General features: G+C 71.3%; 16 protein-coding genes and 1 pseudogene. 6 read left to right on the top strand and 11 right to left on the bottom strand.

What is annotated here, in order from left to right; all coding sequences use genetic code 11:
* Window positions 1–86 precede the first annotated feature (86 nt).
* Window positions 87–602, top strand: a pseudogene (locus ACIA8X_RS29085) (DUF5753 domain-containing protein); the annotation flags it as partial.
* A gap of 66 nt (window positions 603–668) precedes the next feature.
* On the opposite strand, the gene ACIA8X_RS29080 reads toward ACIA8X_RS29085, so the two are convergent.
* Complete coding sequence (locus ACIA8X_RS29080; protein ID WP_399459466.1) at window positions 669–1,463, bottom strand: class I SAM-dependent methyltransferase; 795 nt, start codon at window positions 1,461–1,463, stop codon at window positions 669–671.
* Between the two features lie 118 nt (window positions 1,464–1,581).
* On the opposite strand from ACIA8X_RS29080, the gene ACIA8X_RS29075 reads away from it, so the two are divergent.
* The 3 genes from ACIA8X_RS29075 to ACIA8X_RS29065 are packed head-to-tail and all read left to right on the top strand — an operon-like array spanning window position 1,582 to window position 3,142.
* Window positions 1,582–1,755 (top strand): hypothetical protein, encoded by a 174-nt coding sequence (locus tag ACIA8X_RS29075; RefSeq protein ID WP_393455052.1) that lies wholly within the window; start codon window positions 1,582–1,584, stop codon window positions 1,753–1,755.
* 50 nt (window positions 1,756–1,805) lie between these two features.
* A complete protein-coding gene (locus ACIA8X_RS29070; RefSeq protein ID WP_399459465.1) occupies window positions 1,806–2,300 on the top strand; it encodes a YbaK/EbsC family protein in 495 nt (164 codons plus the stop codon).
* Window positions 2,297–3,142 (top strand): EamA family transporter, encoded by an 846-nt coding sequence (locus ACIA8X_RS29065; protein ID WP_393455058.1) that lies wholly within the window; start codon window positions 2,297–2,299, stop codon window positions 3,140–3,142. Before ACIA8X_RS29070 ends, ACIA8X_RS29065 begins: the two co-directional genes overlap by 4 nt.
* 47 nt (window positions 3,143–3,189) lie before the next feature.
* On the opposite strand, the gene ACIA8X_RS29060 is transcribed toward ACIA8X_RS29065, so the two are convergent.
* From ACIA8X_RS29060 to ACIA8X_RS29050, 3 genes are all read right to left on the bottom strand, one after another.
* Window positions 3,190–3,480, bottom strand: coding sequence for a hypothetical protein (locus ACIA8X_RS29060; protein ID WP_393455061.1), 291 nt, complete (start codon window positions 3,478–3,480; stop codon window positions 3,190–3,192).
* Window positions 3,481–3,627: 147 nt separating this feature from the next.
* Window positions 3,628–4,371 (bottom strand): class I SAM-dependent methyltransferase, encoded by a 744-nt coding sequence (locus ACIA8X_RS29055; protein WP_393455064.1) that lies wholly within the window; start codon window positions 4,369–4,371, stop codon window positions 3,628–3,630.
* Window positions 4,372–4,407: 36 nt separating this feature from the next.
* Window positions 4,408–5,913: a metallophosphoesterase gene (locus ACIA8X_RS29050; protein ID WP_393455067.1), complete on the bottom strand. Its 1,506-nt coding sequence runs from the start codon at window positions 5,911–5,913 to the stop codon at window positions 4,408–4,410.
* Between the two features lie 224 nt (window positions 5,914–6,137).
* On the opposite strand from ACIA8X_RS29050, the gene ACIA8X_RS29045 reads away from it, so the two are divergent.
* Window positions 6,138–6,599, top strand: a complete 462-nt coding sequence (locus tag ACIA8X_RS29045) for a hypothetical protein (protein ID WP_393455071.1) — start codon at window positions 6,138–6,140, stop codon at window positions 6,597–6,599.
* Here ACIA8X_RS29045 and ACIA8X_RS29040 read toward each other — a convergent pair.
* Window positions 6,548–7,057: an HIT family protein gene (locus tag ACIA8X_RS29040; protein ID WP_399459463.1), complete on the bottom strand. Its 510-nt coding sequence runs from the start codon at window positions 7,055–7,057 to the stop codon at window positions 6,548–6,550. The two genes, ACIA8X_RS29045 and ACIA8X_RS29040, sit on opposite strands and share 52 nt — an antisense overlap.
* 137 nt (window positions 7,058–7,194) lie before the next feature.
* Here ACIA8X_RS29040 and ACIA8X_RS29035 point away from each other — a divergent pair, with 137 nt between their 5' ends.
* A complete protein-coding gene (locus ACIA8X_RS29035) occupies window positions 7,195–7,470 on the top strand; it encodes a DUF1876 domain-containing protein (protein WP_393455077.1) in 276 nt (91 codons plus the stop codon).
* A 794-nt stretch (window positions 7,471–8,264) separates the two neighbouring features.
* On the opposite strand, the gene ACIA8X_RS29030 is transcribed toward ACIA8X_RS29035, so the two are convergent.
* The 6 genes from ACIA8X_RS29030 to ACIA8X_RS29005 form a co-directional block, all read right to left on the bottom strand.
* Complete coding sequence (locus ACIA8X_RS29030; RefSeq protein ID WP_393455080.1) at window positions 8,265–9,422, bottom strand: serine hydrolase domain-containing protein; 1,158 nt, start codon at window positions 9,420–9,422, stop codon at window positions 8,265–8,267.
* Between the two features lie 103 nt (window positions 9,423–9,525).
* Window positions 9,526–9,975, bottom strand: coding sequence for an organic hydroperoxide resistance protein (locus tag ACIA8X_RS29025; RefSeq protein ID WP_093904712.1), 450 nt, complete (start codon window positions 9,973–9,975; stop codon window positions 9,526–9,528).
* A 137-nt stretch (window positions 9,976–10,112) separates the two neighbouring features.
* Window positions 10,113–10,574, bottom strand: coding sequence for a MarR family winged helix-turn-helix transcriptional regulator (locus ACIA8X_RS29020; protein ID WP_393455084.1), 462 nt, complete (start codon window positions 10,572–10,574; stop codon window positions 10,113–10,115).
* Window positions 10,571–11,362, bottom strand: a complete 792-nt coding sequence (locus ACIA8X_RS29015; RefSeq protein ID WP_393455087.1) for an energy-coupling factor ABC transporter ATP-binding protein — start codon at window positions 11,360–11,362, stop codon at window positions 10,571–10,573. Before ACIA8X_RS29015 ends, ACIA8X_RS29020 begins: the two co-directional genes overlap by 4 nt.
* The gene (cbiQ, locus tag ACIA8X_RS29010) at window positions 11,350–12,114 is read right to left on the bottom strand and encodes a cobalt ECF transporter T component CbiQ (protein ID WP_393455090.1); all 765 of its coding nucleotides are present in this window, start codon (window positions 12,112–12,114) and stop codon (window positions 11,350–11,352) included. The genes ACIA8X_RS29015 and cbiQ overlap by 13 nt, the downstream gene beginning before the upstream one ends.
* 1 nt (window position 12,115) lies before the next feature.
* Window positions 12,116–13,171 carry an energy-coupling factor ABC transporter permease gene (locus tag ACIA8X_RS29005; protein ID WP_399459462.1) on the bottom strand — a complete coding sequence of 352 codons (1,056 nt, stop codon included), beginning with the start codon at window positions 13,169–13,171 and terminating at the stop codon, window positions 12,116–12,118.
* Between the last annotated feature and the right edge of the window lie 89 nt (window positions 13,172–13,260).

The raw sequence follows: 13,260 nt of genomic DNA, 5'->3' as shown, positions 1-13,260 counted from the left end.
CCGGCCACGTTTGTGCTGCAGCTCGGCCCAGACCGTCTTGCGCGGATACGGCCCCGGCGCCGCGCCCCACCGGTCCGCTAGCGCGTCCACGAGGAGCAGGCCCCGACAAGGCGGACGACGTCCTGAGGGCGCAGGGGCATCTCAAGGCGTTCAAGCGGGACATGGAGAAGGCCCGGTATCCGAAGAAGGTGCGTGAGCTGGCGGATTTGGAGGGGCGTGCCGTCGGGCTGTTGATGTACGGCAATCACAACCTCCACGGGGTGTTGCAGACCGAGGAGTACATGCGGGCGCTGCTTTCGACCTGGCGTCCGGCCTACTCGGCGGACGAGCTTGAGCGAATGGTGGCGGGGCGCATGGCCCGTAAGGCCATCTTCGACAGGTCCCCGGCGCCGGAACTCAGCTTTGTCCAGGAAGAGGTGACGCTACGCCGCCCGGTCGGGGACGCAATGGTGTTGCGCCGACAGCTCGAACACCTGCTGGAGGTGGCCAACTTGCCGTTCGTGGAGCTTCACGTGATGCCGACCTCCCGGGCGAACCACCCCGGGACGGGGGGCGGAATTCAGACGCTGAAGTTCGGCGACGGCACCGCAGTTGGGCTGGCCTTCATCGAGCAAGCGCTGGGAGACCCCCCGAGGCCCCCCACCTCACGGTCGCCCCGTCCACCTGGACTACCTTCCTCGGCGCCTTCCCTGTGCGCTGATCAAGGGAGGGGAGTTGACCACGAACCCCGGGTCCCTCAGCAGCGCGTAGAAGCGCTGCAGTTCGGCCTCCGTCACGCCGTCCGCCCGTAGCCCCGCCTCCGTCTGCTGCGCGTTGACGCGGTGCAGGTCGATGCCCGGGCTGCCGCCCTGCCAGGACTCGGCGTATGTCGTCGCCGTGACGTCCTCCAGGTCCGCCCGTCGCATGGCGCCCAGCACCCGCCGGCCCCAGAGGGTGTCCGCACCCGCCTTCTCCAGTTGCGTGAGCAGGGCCGCCTGGACGTGGTCGAAGAGGGCCTCGGACGCCTCGTCCGGGGTCGCGAGCACCGGCGACCAGTGGCAGTCGAACTCCTCCAGGACCAGGGTGCCCCCCGGGCGCAGGGCCGCGACCAGCCGGTCGAGGACCTGGAGCCGTTCCGGCAGGTGAATGAGGACCAGCCGGGCGTGGATCAGGTCGTAGCCGTCGCCCGGGATCGGGTCGTTGACGATGTCGTGGTGCAGAAGGCGGACCTGGGGCGAGTGCGGGCGGGACTCGGCCCAGCGGGGGTCGATGTCGGTGACGGTGACCTCGCCGTCGGGGCCGGTTCTGTCGGCCAGCCAGTCGCCCAACGAGCCGCCTCCACCGCCCACTTCGAGACAGCGCCAGCCGGGCGCCAGGCCGGCCAGTTCGAGCCGGCGGCGGGAGACGTGGTCGTAGCAGGACTCCAGGACGGCGAAGCGGTCCGGGGTGCGGGTGTCCGTGTTGTCGAAGAGATATCGGGACATACCGTCATCTTCGGGGGAGTGCGGGGCGCGCGCGAGCAGGGAGTCCCGGGGCGAGGTGGACGAGGCGCGTTTGAACGTGTTCAAATTATGGCGTGGCAGGTACCGCGGGGAGGAAGCCATGGGGTCGGGTGCGGGCGTCATCGTCCTGGCGGTGTTCTTCTTCTACGTGCTCCTCATGGGGCCGTTCTGCGTCCTTGTCGGCTCGCGAACGTCCTGGGGCATGGGCTGGCTGATGTCGGTTCCCCTGATCTTCCTGCCCCTTGCCTGGGTGGTCGCCCTCCTGACTCCCTGAGAGCGGGTAATCGGTCGCATGGCCCATGCACGCACCGCTAGCGTGCCCCCATGACGACAGCCGCCCACCCCCTTTTCGCCGAGGCCCTGAGTGAGCTCGGGCTGGCCGAACTGCACACCCGGATCCGTCGCTTCCCGGATGCCACCCGTACCGCCGCCGAGGCCGCCGCGGCCATCGGGTGCGAGCTCAGTCAGATCTGCAAGTCGCTGATCTTCGCGGCGGACGGGGAGCCGGTGCTGGTGCTGATGGACGGGGCGTCGCGGGTCGACGTCGAGCTGGTGCGCAAGGAACTCGGCGTCCAGAAGGTCACGCGGGCCAAGGCGGATGTCGTACGGGAGACGACGGGGTACGCCATCGGCGGCGTACCGCCCTTCGGGCACCGTACGAAGACGCGCGTGCTCGCCGATCGGTCGCTGCTGGAGCACGAGGTCGTGTGGGCCGCCGCCGGGAACCCGCACGCGGTCTTCCCGATGGGGCCCAAGGACCTTGTCGCCCATGCCGGTGCCACCCTTGTGGACGTGCGCGAGCAGGCGCAGACTTCGTGACTCCGCTGGTCACCGCCGCCGTCCTGCTGGCGGCCGTGACGCACGCCAGTTGGAACGCCATCGCCCACAAGATCACCGACAAGCTGGTGGGGTTCACGCTCATCGCGGGCGGCGGGGTGCTGATCGGGCTGGCGCTGATGCCGTTCGGGGCGTTCCCGGCGGCCAGGGCCTGGCCGTATCTGCTCGCCTCGGCCGTCGTGCACATCGTGTACTTCGCGCTGCTGATGAAGTCCTTCCGGCTGGGCGACTTCGGGCAGGCCTATCCGATCGCACGCGGCACCGCGCCGCTCGTGGTCGCCCTGTTCGCCGCGGTTTTCGCGCACGAGGTGCCTGACGGGTGGGCGGCGGCCGGGATCGTCGTGTCCTGCGCGGGACTCGTCGGCGTCGCCCTGTGGGGCCTGCGCGGGAGCCGGCCCAACTGGGCCGCGATCGGCGCCGCGTTGGCGACCGGGCTGAGCATCGCGGCGTACACCGTGCTCGACGGGCTCGGCGTACGCGCCTCCGGGTCCTCGCTCGGCTATATCGCCTGGCTGATGGCCGTCGAGGGGCTCGCCATTCCCGCGTACGCCGTCTGGCGCCGGCGCGGGCAGACCGTCGCCGTGCTACGGCCGTTCGCCGCGCTGGGGCTGCTCGGCGCCGCGCTGTCCGTGACCGCGTACGCGCTGGTCCTGTGGGCCCAGACGAAGGCGGAACTGGCGCCGATCGCCGCACTGCGGGAGTCCTCGATCATCGTGGGCGCCGCCATCGGGGCCGTCTTCTTCAAGGAGCGGTTCGGGCGGGCCCGGATCGCGGCGGCGGCGCTGCTGGTGGTGGGCATCGGGATGATGCTGCACGCGAGTTAGGCGGAAGCCCCGGCCGGTTGGCCGGGGCTTCCGCACCAGTCAGACGGTCACTTGCTGAACGCGGCGTTGCTGCAGCCCATCGTCGAGCCGAGGTGGGTGTTCTGGCTGCCCTCGGAGCCCTCGCCGTTGAGGGCGCCGCCCAGCAGGCCGTTGAGCAGCCCGACCGTGCCGAGGATGTCGATGTTCAGGTCGTGGGACTTGCACGACGTGCTCTGCTGGACCTTGACGTCGTTGCCGCCACGGTGGCCGTGGCCGTCGGCGTGGGCGGTGCCCGCGCCGACGAGCGCCACGCTGCTGAGGGCGGCGATCAGCACGGCGGCCTTGCGAAGCTTCTGCATGTCATCTCCGGTGGAGTGAGGTGGATGCAAGTGGATGCACTGCGTGAAGGGACGACTCTTCGCACCGGGTGCGCACAGGGCGCGTACGGGGTTTGTGCAGGGGCGATCCCTTACGATTAAGGGAGATTAAGTAAGAAATGCCCCAAATCATCCTGCGGCGCGCCGAGTTTCGCGATCTTGCACCGGCTTGGCCACGCGGAACGCGAACTGGCCGCAGTACGTCAGCTTCCGCAGGTTCACCAGGGCCGTCCTGCGGCGGCGGCCGTTCTGCGCCGCCCACTCGTCGATCTCCGTGTTGAGCGGGGACTGCTCGTCCCAGTACCGGCTGTACTCGGGCGGCCGGCCGAGGTAGCTGCGCATGATCAGCGCCACCCCGTCGAGCGAGGGCCGGATCTCCTGCAGCGCGAGCCCCGCCTCCTCGACCAGGACCCGGAAGCCGTACGGGGTGTAGTTCCACAGGCTGAAGGAGTGGTACGGCTCGAACTGGGATGTCGATCCGATGAACACACCGCCCGGCTCCAGCACCCGGGCGATCTCCGCGAGCAGTTCGCGTGGGCGGGCGACGTGTTCGAAGACCTGGTGGGAGTAGATGAGGGGGAGCGAGTCCGTGCCGAGGGGGAGGTGGACGCCGTCGTAGTGCACCACCGGGTCGCCGCCCGGGGTGTGTTGGCCGGCCTCCGGCGAGTCACCGATGTCGACGCCGACCCAGCGCACCTGAGGGTCGTGCCGACGGAAGAGCCCGGCGGACGTGCCGCGGCCGCACCCCAGGTCGACGACCAGCCCGGGTGCGCCTGAGGCGCCCATCACCTCGTCGACGTAGTACCGCGAGGTGACCTGACGGGCATGGTCGTCGGGGATGCAGTCGCGCATGAGGTCCCAGAGGGTCGCCATGCTCCGACGCTACGGACACTCCCTGCCGGCTGCTATTTACAGTGCGCTGTCTGTGCGCAGACCGTGCGCGGTGACGCCGGACAGGTCGTGCGCCGTCATGCTGTTGCGGTCGGCGACCGAGCGGCCCAGGGCGTGGTGCGGCCACAGGCCCGCGGCGACCCGGCGGCTGCGCTCGTTCCACTGGCGGGCCGCCGGGGCGTCGGCCTTGTAGTGGTTGAGGGCGTAACCGCCGGAGTGGATGCGCAGGAGGGTGAAACCGCCCGGGTACTCCTTGGCGGCGGCGACCTCCTGCTGGGTGACGTGCGGGGCCCGCATCAGCACGGTGCGCTTGTTGCGGTGGGTGTGGCCCGCGTGGTGGAGGAAGACGCCGGGGGCCTGCGCGTAGGCGTCGACGATCGTGCGGGCCTGACGGCGCTCCAGGCACTGGCCGCGGGTCACCGGGAAGACCGAGTCCCGCACGGTCAGCGGATGGTGCCCGAACACGAGTGTCGGCTGGTCCGGTTGTTCCATCAACCGAGCCTGGAACCAAGCCAGTTGGTCGGGGCCCAGCCCGCCCGCGTCGGCGCCGTTGCCGGTCTTGGCGTAGGTGTCGAGGCCGATGATCCGCAGCCCGCCGAGGTCACGGGCGAAGAACCCCAGCCCGTCGCCCCCGCCCGGGAAGCCCGGGAACGTCGTATGGAAGGCATCGGCGCTGTCCCTTGAGCGGTCGTGGTTGCCGCGTACGACGAAGTAGTCCCGCCCGTGCGTGCCGAAGCCGTCCAGGATCCGCCGGGCCTCGCCGAGGTCGTGCGCCGCCCCGCCGGCCGAGATGTCGCCCCCGGCCAGCAGGACGTCCGCCCCGCGCCGCCGGGCCTCCTCGACCAGGGCCCGGCTCATCAGCTCCGGGTACGGCGCGCGCCCCGGCTGCTGCACCACCCCGCGCAGCAGAGGAATGCCGCCGACCAGGCCCGCGGTGGTCTCGCCGAGGTGCAGGTCGTTGCAGAGCGCGACCGTGAGCAGGTGGCGGCCGGGCGGGGGCTGCGGGGTGGTGAACGAGTACGGGCCGCCGCTGTGGCCGAACCCGAACGTCGAGGTGCCCACCGCGTTGCCGCGCACCAGGTGGAGCGGGGTGGGTGTGGCGGCGACGCCGCGTGAACGGGCCTGGTAGTAGTACGTCTGCCCCGGCTCCAGGTCCGTGAGCTCGACCTGGTGGTGGGCGGTCGGGCGGCCCTCGGACGCGGTGCGGTTGAGGCGGGAGGGGTGGGTGCCGTAGACGATCTCGCCCTCGGTGATCGCGGGGAGGGGGTGGCCCAGGCCGTCATTGGAGCCGGGGATGCCGGTGTACCAGGTGATGACCGCGCGGTCCTCGGTGAGGGTGACCAGTTCGAGGTTGACGGCGGTCAGGTCGTCGGGGTGGGAGGAACGCGCCCGCTGCACGGCGGCGGAGGCCGAGCGCATGAGGGCAGGGGCGAGGCGGGCGCCGGAGCGCAGCACCTCGCAGGGGCCGGGGAACGCCGACAGGGCCGCGAGTGCGGGGAGGTGGGCGGAGAAACAGCAGCGCATGTCCTCGATATGGCCCAGAGCGGTGAACGGGGGAGGTGGCGGTGGCGGCGGGGCCAGGTCCGGCGCGAGACATCTCCATGGAACGGAACGCGACATCTCCATGGAAGCAGGGCGAAGGCGGTCATCGTAGGGAGTGTGCCGAGTCTCACTGATCCCGAGTTGTGGGCTTTGCTCCGGTACTACGATCGGTCGGGCCGGGTGAGGGCTCACCGAGGGGGCGGGCAGTGACTGCGTTGAGTGAGGGGTCGGAGGGTGCGGAAGGGGCGGAGATCGGGGTGCGCGAGCCGTTGGGCGCGGACCGGATCAAGCACCTTGAGTTCATCCAGGCGACGATCACGCGATTGGGGACCAACTCGTTCCTGGTGAAGGGCTGGGCGCTGACCCTGGCCGCGGGCCTGTTCGCGCTGTCCGCGAGCCGGTTGAGCTGGCAGATCGCGAGCGTCGGTCTCGTGCCGCTGCTCTGCTTCTGGTACCTGGACTGCTACTTCCTGCGCCAGGAGCGGGCCTTCCGTCGGCTCTACGACGATGCGCGCAGGCCCGACAGCACGGTCGAGATGCTCTCCATGAACGTGGCGCCGTATCTGGTCCGGATGCCCTGGCCGGAGGTGTGGCTGACGCCGACGCTGCTGCTGTTCTACGCGCCGTTGCTGCTGGCCGACCTGGCGCTGGTCGTGTTCGCTCTGTGAGTGGGCGTGGGCGGCGGTGGGCCGATGGCCGCGGAGAGGCGGGTGGCGAGGGCGTCGGTCGCGGCCTCGTCCTCGTACCGGAATCCCGCGCCCTTCGGCGGCCAGATGGACCCCATCGTGTCGCCGGGGCCGCGCGGCACGAGGTGCACATGGGTGTGGAACACGGTCTGGGTTGCCACCGCGCCCGTGGAGTTGACGACGTTCATGCCGGCGGGCCGGAGAACCTCGCGGAGCGCCCTGCCGACGAGCATCACGGTGTGGAAGAGCCGCTGAGCCGCTGCCTCGTCCATCACCCAGAGGTCCGCCGTGTGCGCCTTCGGCACGACCAGGGTGTGCCCGCGGGTGGCGGGCGCCAGCGGGAAGAAGGCGAGGGTGTGCTCGTCCTCGTGCACCACCCGCGCCTCGCCGGTGCCGGCGACGATCTCGCAGAAGACGCAGTCCTGTTCAAGGGCGCCCATGGACCATTCCTGTCGTTCCCTGCCGTTCCCTGTCGTTTCCTGTCGCTCTGAAGTGTCGCAAGAGTATGCCGAGCCCGACTGGTCGCCGGTGCCCTCTCGGGCGCACCCTGGAAGCAGGTCTTCCGGAGGTGATCGTCATGATGCACACCACAGTGGGATGGCATGTCGAGCTGGAGTTCCTGGAGGACGATCAGCACACGCGGGCGGTCGCGCTGGTGCGTCTCCCCGACGGCTCCGAGGTACGCGCCCACGGACACGCCACACGGCACCACACCGACTCCAATCAGCCACGGGTCGGCGAGGAGGTCGCCGCGGCCCGCGCCCTGAACGAACTGGCGATGCAACTACTCACCAAGGCACACGGCGAAATCGACCAGGCCTCGGGCCGCACGTCCCACCCGATCCACGTCTGACCACGCCGGCCCCGTCCTGTCTTCATCGCCGCCGAGCGGTTGGAGATCCGTCGAGCGGCGTCATCGGCATGGGCGCCGCGACTGGCTGGGGTGCCGCTGCTGGCCTGGGCGGCGTCACGTGCCTGGGCGGCGTCACATGCCTGGGCGGCGTCGCCGGCCCGAGCGGCCGTCACTGGTCCGAGCGTCGGGTCGCGCCCGCGTGGCCGATGACGCCTGCGCGCGGTCGGTGAGGGCTATACGCCCTTGACGCCGCGCGCCCGTTGGCGCTGCCCGCCCGCTGCCCGCCCCGGCGCGCGGCCCGGCTGGTTGCGTAGGCGTCATCCGCGGTGCCTGTGACAAGGCCTGTGCTTTCGGATCCGCCGTCGCCGGCCCGGCCGGCCGATGCACGCCTGCGTGGCTGAGATGCCCCGGCGCGGTCAGTGAGGGCTGCGCGTCCGTGGATGCCACGCGCCCCGTCGACGCCCGCCCGCCGCCCGCTCCGGCGCCCGACGTGGTGGCTACGTCAGTGCTGCCCGCATTGTCCGCACCAACGCCAGCGCTGCCCGCACAGCCTGCGCCGACGCCTATGCCCTCGGACCTGCCGTCACGGGCCCGGTCCGCGCCCGCGCGGTCGACGAGGCCTGCATGCCCGCAGGTGCAGTGCGCCCCTCCACACCCGCCCGCCACCCGGCGGGGCGGTTCCCCAGCGCCACCCGCAGCGCCCGTACCAACGCCAGCGCCCCTGGATCGGCCGTCATCGGCCCGGGCGCGGGCCGCGCCCCTCGACGTCCGGCCGCCCCCCCCCGCCCCGCCGATCACCCCAGCGCCGCCCGCACCCCCCGCACCAACGCCTGCGCCCTCGGATCCGCCGTCACCGTCTTGCGGAAGCCGTTCGTCACGTAGCCGAACGCGATGCCTGATTCCGGGTCGGCGAAGCCGAGGGCGCCGCCGCGGCCGGGGTGGCCGAAGGAGCCGGGGGCCAGGAAGGGGGACGCGGTGCCGTGGAGCATGTAGCCGAGGCCGAAGCGGGTGTTCACGATCAGGACGCGGTCGGGGCCGGAGGACTCCTCGGTGCGGGCCAGATCCACCGTGGGCGGGTCGAAGAGGCGGATGCCGTCGACCTCGCCGATCAGGGCCGCGTAGACGCGGGCCAGACCGTCGGCCGTGGCGATGCCGTTCGTCGCGGGGAGGGCGGCGGCGTGGTACGCGGGGGTGTTCTGGTCGGGGAACGGGGTGATGGCGGCGAAGGCGCGGCGGGTGAGGGAGTTCGGGTCGTCGTAGGCCTCGGTGACGGAGCGCTTCGGGCGGGAGCGCAACCCGCCCGTCGGCTCGGGACCTTCTACGCGGCCGGTCCGGCCGACTCGGGTGGCTTCAGCCTCCGGGAGGCCCAGCCACAGGTCGGCGCCGAGCGGGCCGGTGACCTCCGTCGCCAGCCACTCGCCGGCCCACCGTCCCGTCACGCGCCGGACCAGCTCGTCGAGCATCCAGCCGTACGTCAGCGCGTGATAGCCGTGATCCGTGCCCGGCTCCCACGCGGGCGCCTGCGCGGCCACCGCCGCGGGGCCGCGGTGCGGGTCGAGCGCCTCCTCGGGCGTGAGTGGGCGGTCGAGGACGGGCAGCCCGGCGCGGTGGTTCAGAACGTGCCGGACCAGCAGACGTTCCTTGCCATGTGCCTTGAACTCCGGCCAGTACTCGGCCAACGGCGCGTCCAGGTCCAGCTCCCCACGCTGGTGCAGCAACAGGGGTACGGCGGCGGCGACGCCCTTCGTCGCCGAGCGCACGACCTGCGCGGTGCCGCGCTCCCACGGCTGCGTACCGTCGACGTCCTTCGTTCCGGCCCACAGGTCCACGACCTTGCGCCCGTCCCGGTACACGGCGACCGCCGCGCCCCGCTCCCCGAGCGTGTCGAAGTTCCGTGCGAACGCCTCCCTGACCGGCTCGAAGCCCTCGGCCACTGTGCCGTTCACGTCCACGCCCGTGCTCCCTCTGCGACCGTCCCGCACCTCTCGTGCGCCTTCGACGGTCAGTCCAACACGGGTCCGTGGCCTTGGATTCCGATGTGTGGCCGACGTCTCGCTAGCCGAGCAGGATCGTGACGTCGATGTTGCCACGGGTCGCGTTGGAGTACGGGCAGACGTCGTGCGCCGCGTCGACCAGCTTGGCCGCGATGTCCGGGTCCAGCACCGGCAGCGAGACGCTGAGGGCGACCGCGAGGCCGTAGCCGCGATGCTTGTTGGGGCCGATGCCGACCTTCGCGGCGACCGTGGATCCGGTGAGGTCGTAGCCCTCGCGGTTGCCGACGAGGATCAGCGCGTTGTGGAAGCAGGAGCTGTATCCGGCGGCGAAGAGCTGCTCGGGGTTGGTGCCGTTGCCGTCGCCGCCCAGTTCCGGGGGCATCGCGACCTTGAGGTCGATCTGGCCGTCCTGGCTGCTGACAAAGCCGTCCCGGCCGCCGTGCGCGGTGGCCTCGGCGACGTACGTGATCTTCGTCGGACGGGTGTCGACGGCGGTGCCCTCGGCGGTCATGTTTGGCCCTCCCCCATACAAAGCGCGCACAAGTACATCGTGCACAAGGTACTGGTCGGTAGCAATCCCGCCGGTATGTGGGGTGGGCAACTGTCGGTAACCCGAGGTCAGCGATTGCGGGATCAGTGGTTCCGGGATCAGCGGTTGCGCTCGGCCGCCGCCGACGCCTTCGCCGCCAGCTGCCACAACTCCTCCCGCAGCCGGGCGACCTCCGGGCCGCCGAGCCCGGTCTCCGTGAGCAGCGTCCCTGGTACGCACTCGGCGCGCTCTCGCAGCCGTTCGCCCTCCCCGGTGACCGCGACGAGCACCGACCGCTCGTCCCGCGCCGAACGCTCACGACGGACCAGCCCCGCCGCCTCCAGGCGCTTCAGCAGCGGGGAGACGGTGCCGTAGTCGAGGCGAAGCGCCGCCGCCAGCTCCTTCACCGTCGTCTCGCCGCGTTCCCACAGGACCAGCATGGCGAGGTACTGGGGGTAGGTGAGGCAGAGTTCGTCGAGAAGGGGGCGGTACGCGGCTGTCACCGCGCGCTGGGCGGCGTACAGCGCGAAGCACAGCTGCTCGTCAAGGAGCAGTGACCCGGCGTCCTCTTGTTCCGTCACGCGCCCATTGTCACGGAGCGAGGGTCGAAACCGAACGGCAGCTCCAGCCGGTGGGCGCTCATCAGCTCCTCGTCCCCGAGGAGTTCCCCGGTCTTTCCGTCCGCCGCGATCACGCCCTCGCTGAGGACGAGGGAGCGCGGGCACAGCTCCAGGGCGTACGGAAGGTCGTGCGTGACCATCAGAACCGTGACGTCCAACGAGCGCAGGATGTCGGCCAGTTCACGGCGGGAGGCGGGGTCGAGGTTGGAGGAGGGCTCGTCGAGGACGAGGATCTCCGGTTCCATCACGAGCACCGTCGCCACCGCGACCCGGCGCCGCTGGCCGAAGGAGAGGTGGTGCGGGGGCCGGTCCTTGAACTCCGCCATGCCGACCTGGCCGAGCGCCCGGTCGACGCGCTCCTCCAGCTCGGGCCCCTTGAGCCCGGCCGCCGCCGGCCCGAAGGCGACGTCCTCACGGACCGTCGGCATGAAGAGCTGGTCGTCCGGATCCTGGAACACGATCCCGACCCGGCGTCGGATCTCGGCCATGTGCTGCCTGCCGACGGGCAGCCCGGCGACCTTCACCGTGCCCGCGCCGCCGGTCAGGATGCCGTTGAGATGCAGGACGAGGGTCGTCTTCCCGGCGCCGTTCGGCCCGAGCAGCGCGACCCGCTCGCCGCGCGCGATGGAGAAGTCCACGCCGAACAGGGCCTGGTGGCCGTCGGGGTAGGCGAAGGCGAGGCCGGAGACTTCCAGCGAGGGTGCGGTGTCAGTCGAAAGTGCGGTGGGCGTGTCAGTCACAGGGTCCATCCCAACAGGCAGACCGCGAGGGCCGCGAACGGAAGAGCGAGGGCGTACGACCACTGCGCCCGGGACGCGGTCACCTCGTCGATCACCGGCATCGAACCGGCGTACCCGCGGCTGAGCATGGCCAGATGGACCCGCTCGCCGCGCTCGTAGGACCGGATGAACAGCGCGCCCGCCGACTTGCCGAGCACGCCCCAGTGCCGGATGCCCCGCGCCTCGAAGCCGCGCGACTCGCGGGCGATGCGCATCCGCCGCATCTCGTCCGTGATGAGGTCGCCGTACCGGATCATGAAGGACGCGATCTGCACGAGCAGGGGCGGGAGCTTCAGCCGCTGGAGGCCGAGGAGCAGTGCGCGCAGCTCGGTCGTGGAGGCGAGCAGGACGGAGGCGGCGACGCCCAGGGTGCCCTTGGCCAGCACGTTCCACGCGCCCCACAGTCCGTTGACGCTCAGCGACAGGCCCAGCACCTCGACGCGCTCGCCCTCCGCCACGAACGGCATCAGCACGGCGAACGCGACGAACGGCACCTCGATCAGCAGCCGCTTGAGCAGGTAGCCGGCGGGCACGCGCGCGGCGTACGCGACGAGCCCGAGCAGCACGGCGTACAGGCCGAACGCCCACATCGCCTCCCGCGGCGTCGACACCACGACCAGCACGAAGGCGAACGTGGCGACCAGCTTGGTGTGCGGGGGCAGGGCGTGTACGGGCGAGTGCCCGGGCCGGTAGAGCTGGTGGGCGGCGTGCCCGGTGCCCATGTCAGGCGCTCGTGGACGCGGTCGACGGGGCGGGCGTGTCGGTCGTACGACGGGGGCGCACCGCCCAGAAGACGGCCGTACCCGCGACCACGGTCACGCCGACGCCGATGGCACCCGCGAGACCTCCGGACAGCCGGGTGTTCTCGATGTCCTTGACGCCGTAGTCGGCGAGCGGCGAGCCGGCGGCCGCGTGCTCCTCGACCTTCTTGTCGATGCCCTTGTCGGCGGCCACCTTCTCCAGGCCGTCCGGGTTGGCGGAGGCGTAGAAGCTGACGAACGCGGCGAGGACCAGGGAGGTGACGAGGCCGACGGCCCAGATCCTGCGGGGGGAACGGGCGGCGACCGGGACCGCCGGCTCGGCGGCGGGGGCGTCGACCAGCTCGCCGTTCACCCGCAGCTGGAGGCGCTGGCGCAGGTCGCGGGCGCCGTGGACGAGATCCGGCCGTACGGCGAGCACGGCGCCCACCGTCAGCGAGGTGATCGCGGCCTCGCCGATGCCGATCAGGATGTGCACGCCGACCATCGCGGTGGCGACCTTGGTGAGAGAGACGTCGGTGGTGCCGCCGACCGCGTACAGCGCCGTGAAGACGAGCGCCGAGGCCGGGACCGAGACGAGCGCGGCGACGAAGGAGGCGGCGGTCACGGAGCGGCGGGTGCGCGGCAGGATCTTGACCAGGCCGCGGAAGAGGCCGTACGCCGCGACCACGGTGACGATGCCCATGCACGTGATGTTCACGCCGAGCGCGGTCAGGCCGCCGTCCGCGAAGAGGATGCCCTGCATGAGCAGGACCACGGAGACGCACAGCACGCCGGTGCAGGGGCCGACGAGTATCGCGGCCAGGGCGCCGCCGAGGAGATGTCCGCTGGTCCCGGCCGCCACCGGGAAGTTCAGCATCTGCACCGCGAAGATGAACGCGGCCACCAGGCCGGCCAGCGGGGCGGTCCGCTCGTCGAGCTCACGGCGTGCGCCGCGCAGGCTCACGGCGACGGCGGCAGCGGCGACCACGCCGGTCGCGACCGAGGTGGGGGCGTCTATGAATCCATCAGGTACATGCACTGTTCGATGATGTGGCCAAATGCGAACCGTTCGCAAGAGCGGTCTGCTTGTGTATCGCACACGTGATATATGCCTGCTCCAGGGGGCGC

It is taken from the genome of Streptomyces sp. NPDC051738 (genome assembly GCF_044453205.1).
GTDB lineage: Bacteria > Actinomycetota > Actinomycetes > Streptomycetales > Streptomycetaceae > Streptomyces.
Note: the sequence above shows the minus strand (reverse complement) of the source record. Positions and strands in the feature narration are given on the sequence as shown.

Excerpts from the sequence above, each read along its gene's own strand:
- ACIA8X_RS29080 (WP_399459466.1), bottom strand. The coding sequence starts at position 1,463 with ATGTCCCGATATCTCTTCGACAACACGGACACCCGCACCCCGGACCGC.
- ACIA8X_RS29075 (WP_393455052.1), top strand. The coding sequence starts at position 1,582 with ATGGGGTCGGGTGCGGGCGTCATCGTCCTGGCGGTGTTCTTCTTCTAC.
- ACIA8X_RS29070 (WP_399459465.1), top strand. The coding sequence starts at position 1,806 with ATGACGACAGCCGCCCACCCCCTTTTCGCCGAGGCCCTGAGTGAGCTC.
- ACIA8X_RS29060 (WP_393455061.1), bottom strand. The coding sequence starts at position 3,480 with ATGCAGAAGCTTCGCAAGGCCGCCGTGCTGATCGCCGCCCTCAGCAGC.
- ACIA8X_RS29055 (WP_393455064.1), bottom strand. The coding sequence starts at position 4,371 with ATGGCGACCCTCTGGGACCTCATGCGCGACTGCATCCCCGACGACCAT.
- ACIA8X_RS29050 (WP_393455067.1), bottom strand. The coding sequence starts at position 5,913 with ATGCGCTGCTGTTTCTCCGCCCACCTCCCCGCACTCGCGGCCCTGTCG.
- ACIA8X_RS29040 (WP_399459463.1), bottom strand. The coding sequence starts at position 7,057 with ATGGGCGCCCTTGAACAGGACTGCGTCTTCTGCGAGATCGTCGCCGGC.
- ACIA8X_RS29035 (WP_393455077.1), top strand. The coding sequence starts at position 7,195 with ATGATGCACACCACAGTGGGATGGCATGTCGAGCTGGAGTTCCTGGAG.
- ACIA8X_RS29025 (WP_093904712.1), bottom strand. The coding sequence starts at position 9,975 with ATGACCGCCGAGGGCACCGCCGTCGACACCCGTCCGACGAAGATCACG.
- ACIA8X_RS29015 (WP_393455087.1), bottom strand. The coding sequence starts at position 11,362 with ATGGACCCTGTGACTGACACGCCCACCGCACTTTCGACTGACACCGCA.
- cbiQ (WP_393455090.1), bottom strand. The coding sequence starts at position 12,114 with ATGGGCACCGGGCACGCCGCCCACCAGCTCTACCGGCCCGGGCACTCG.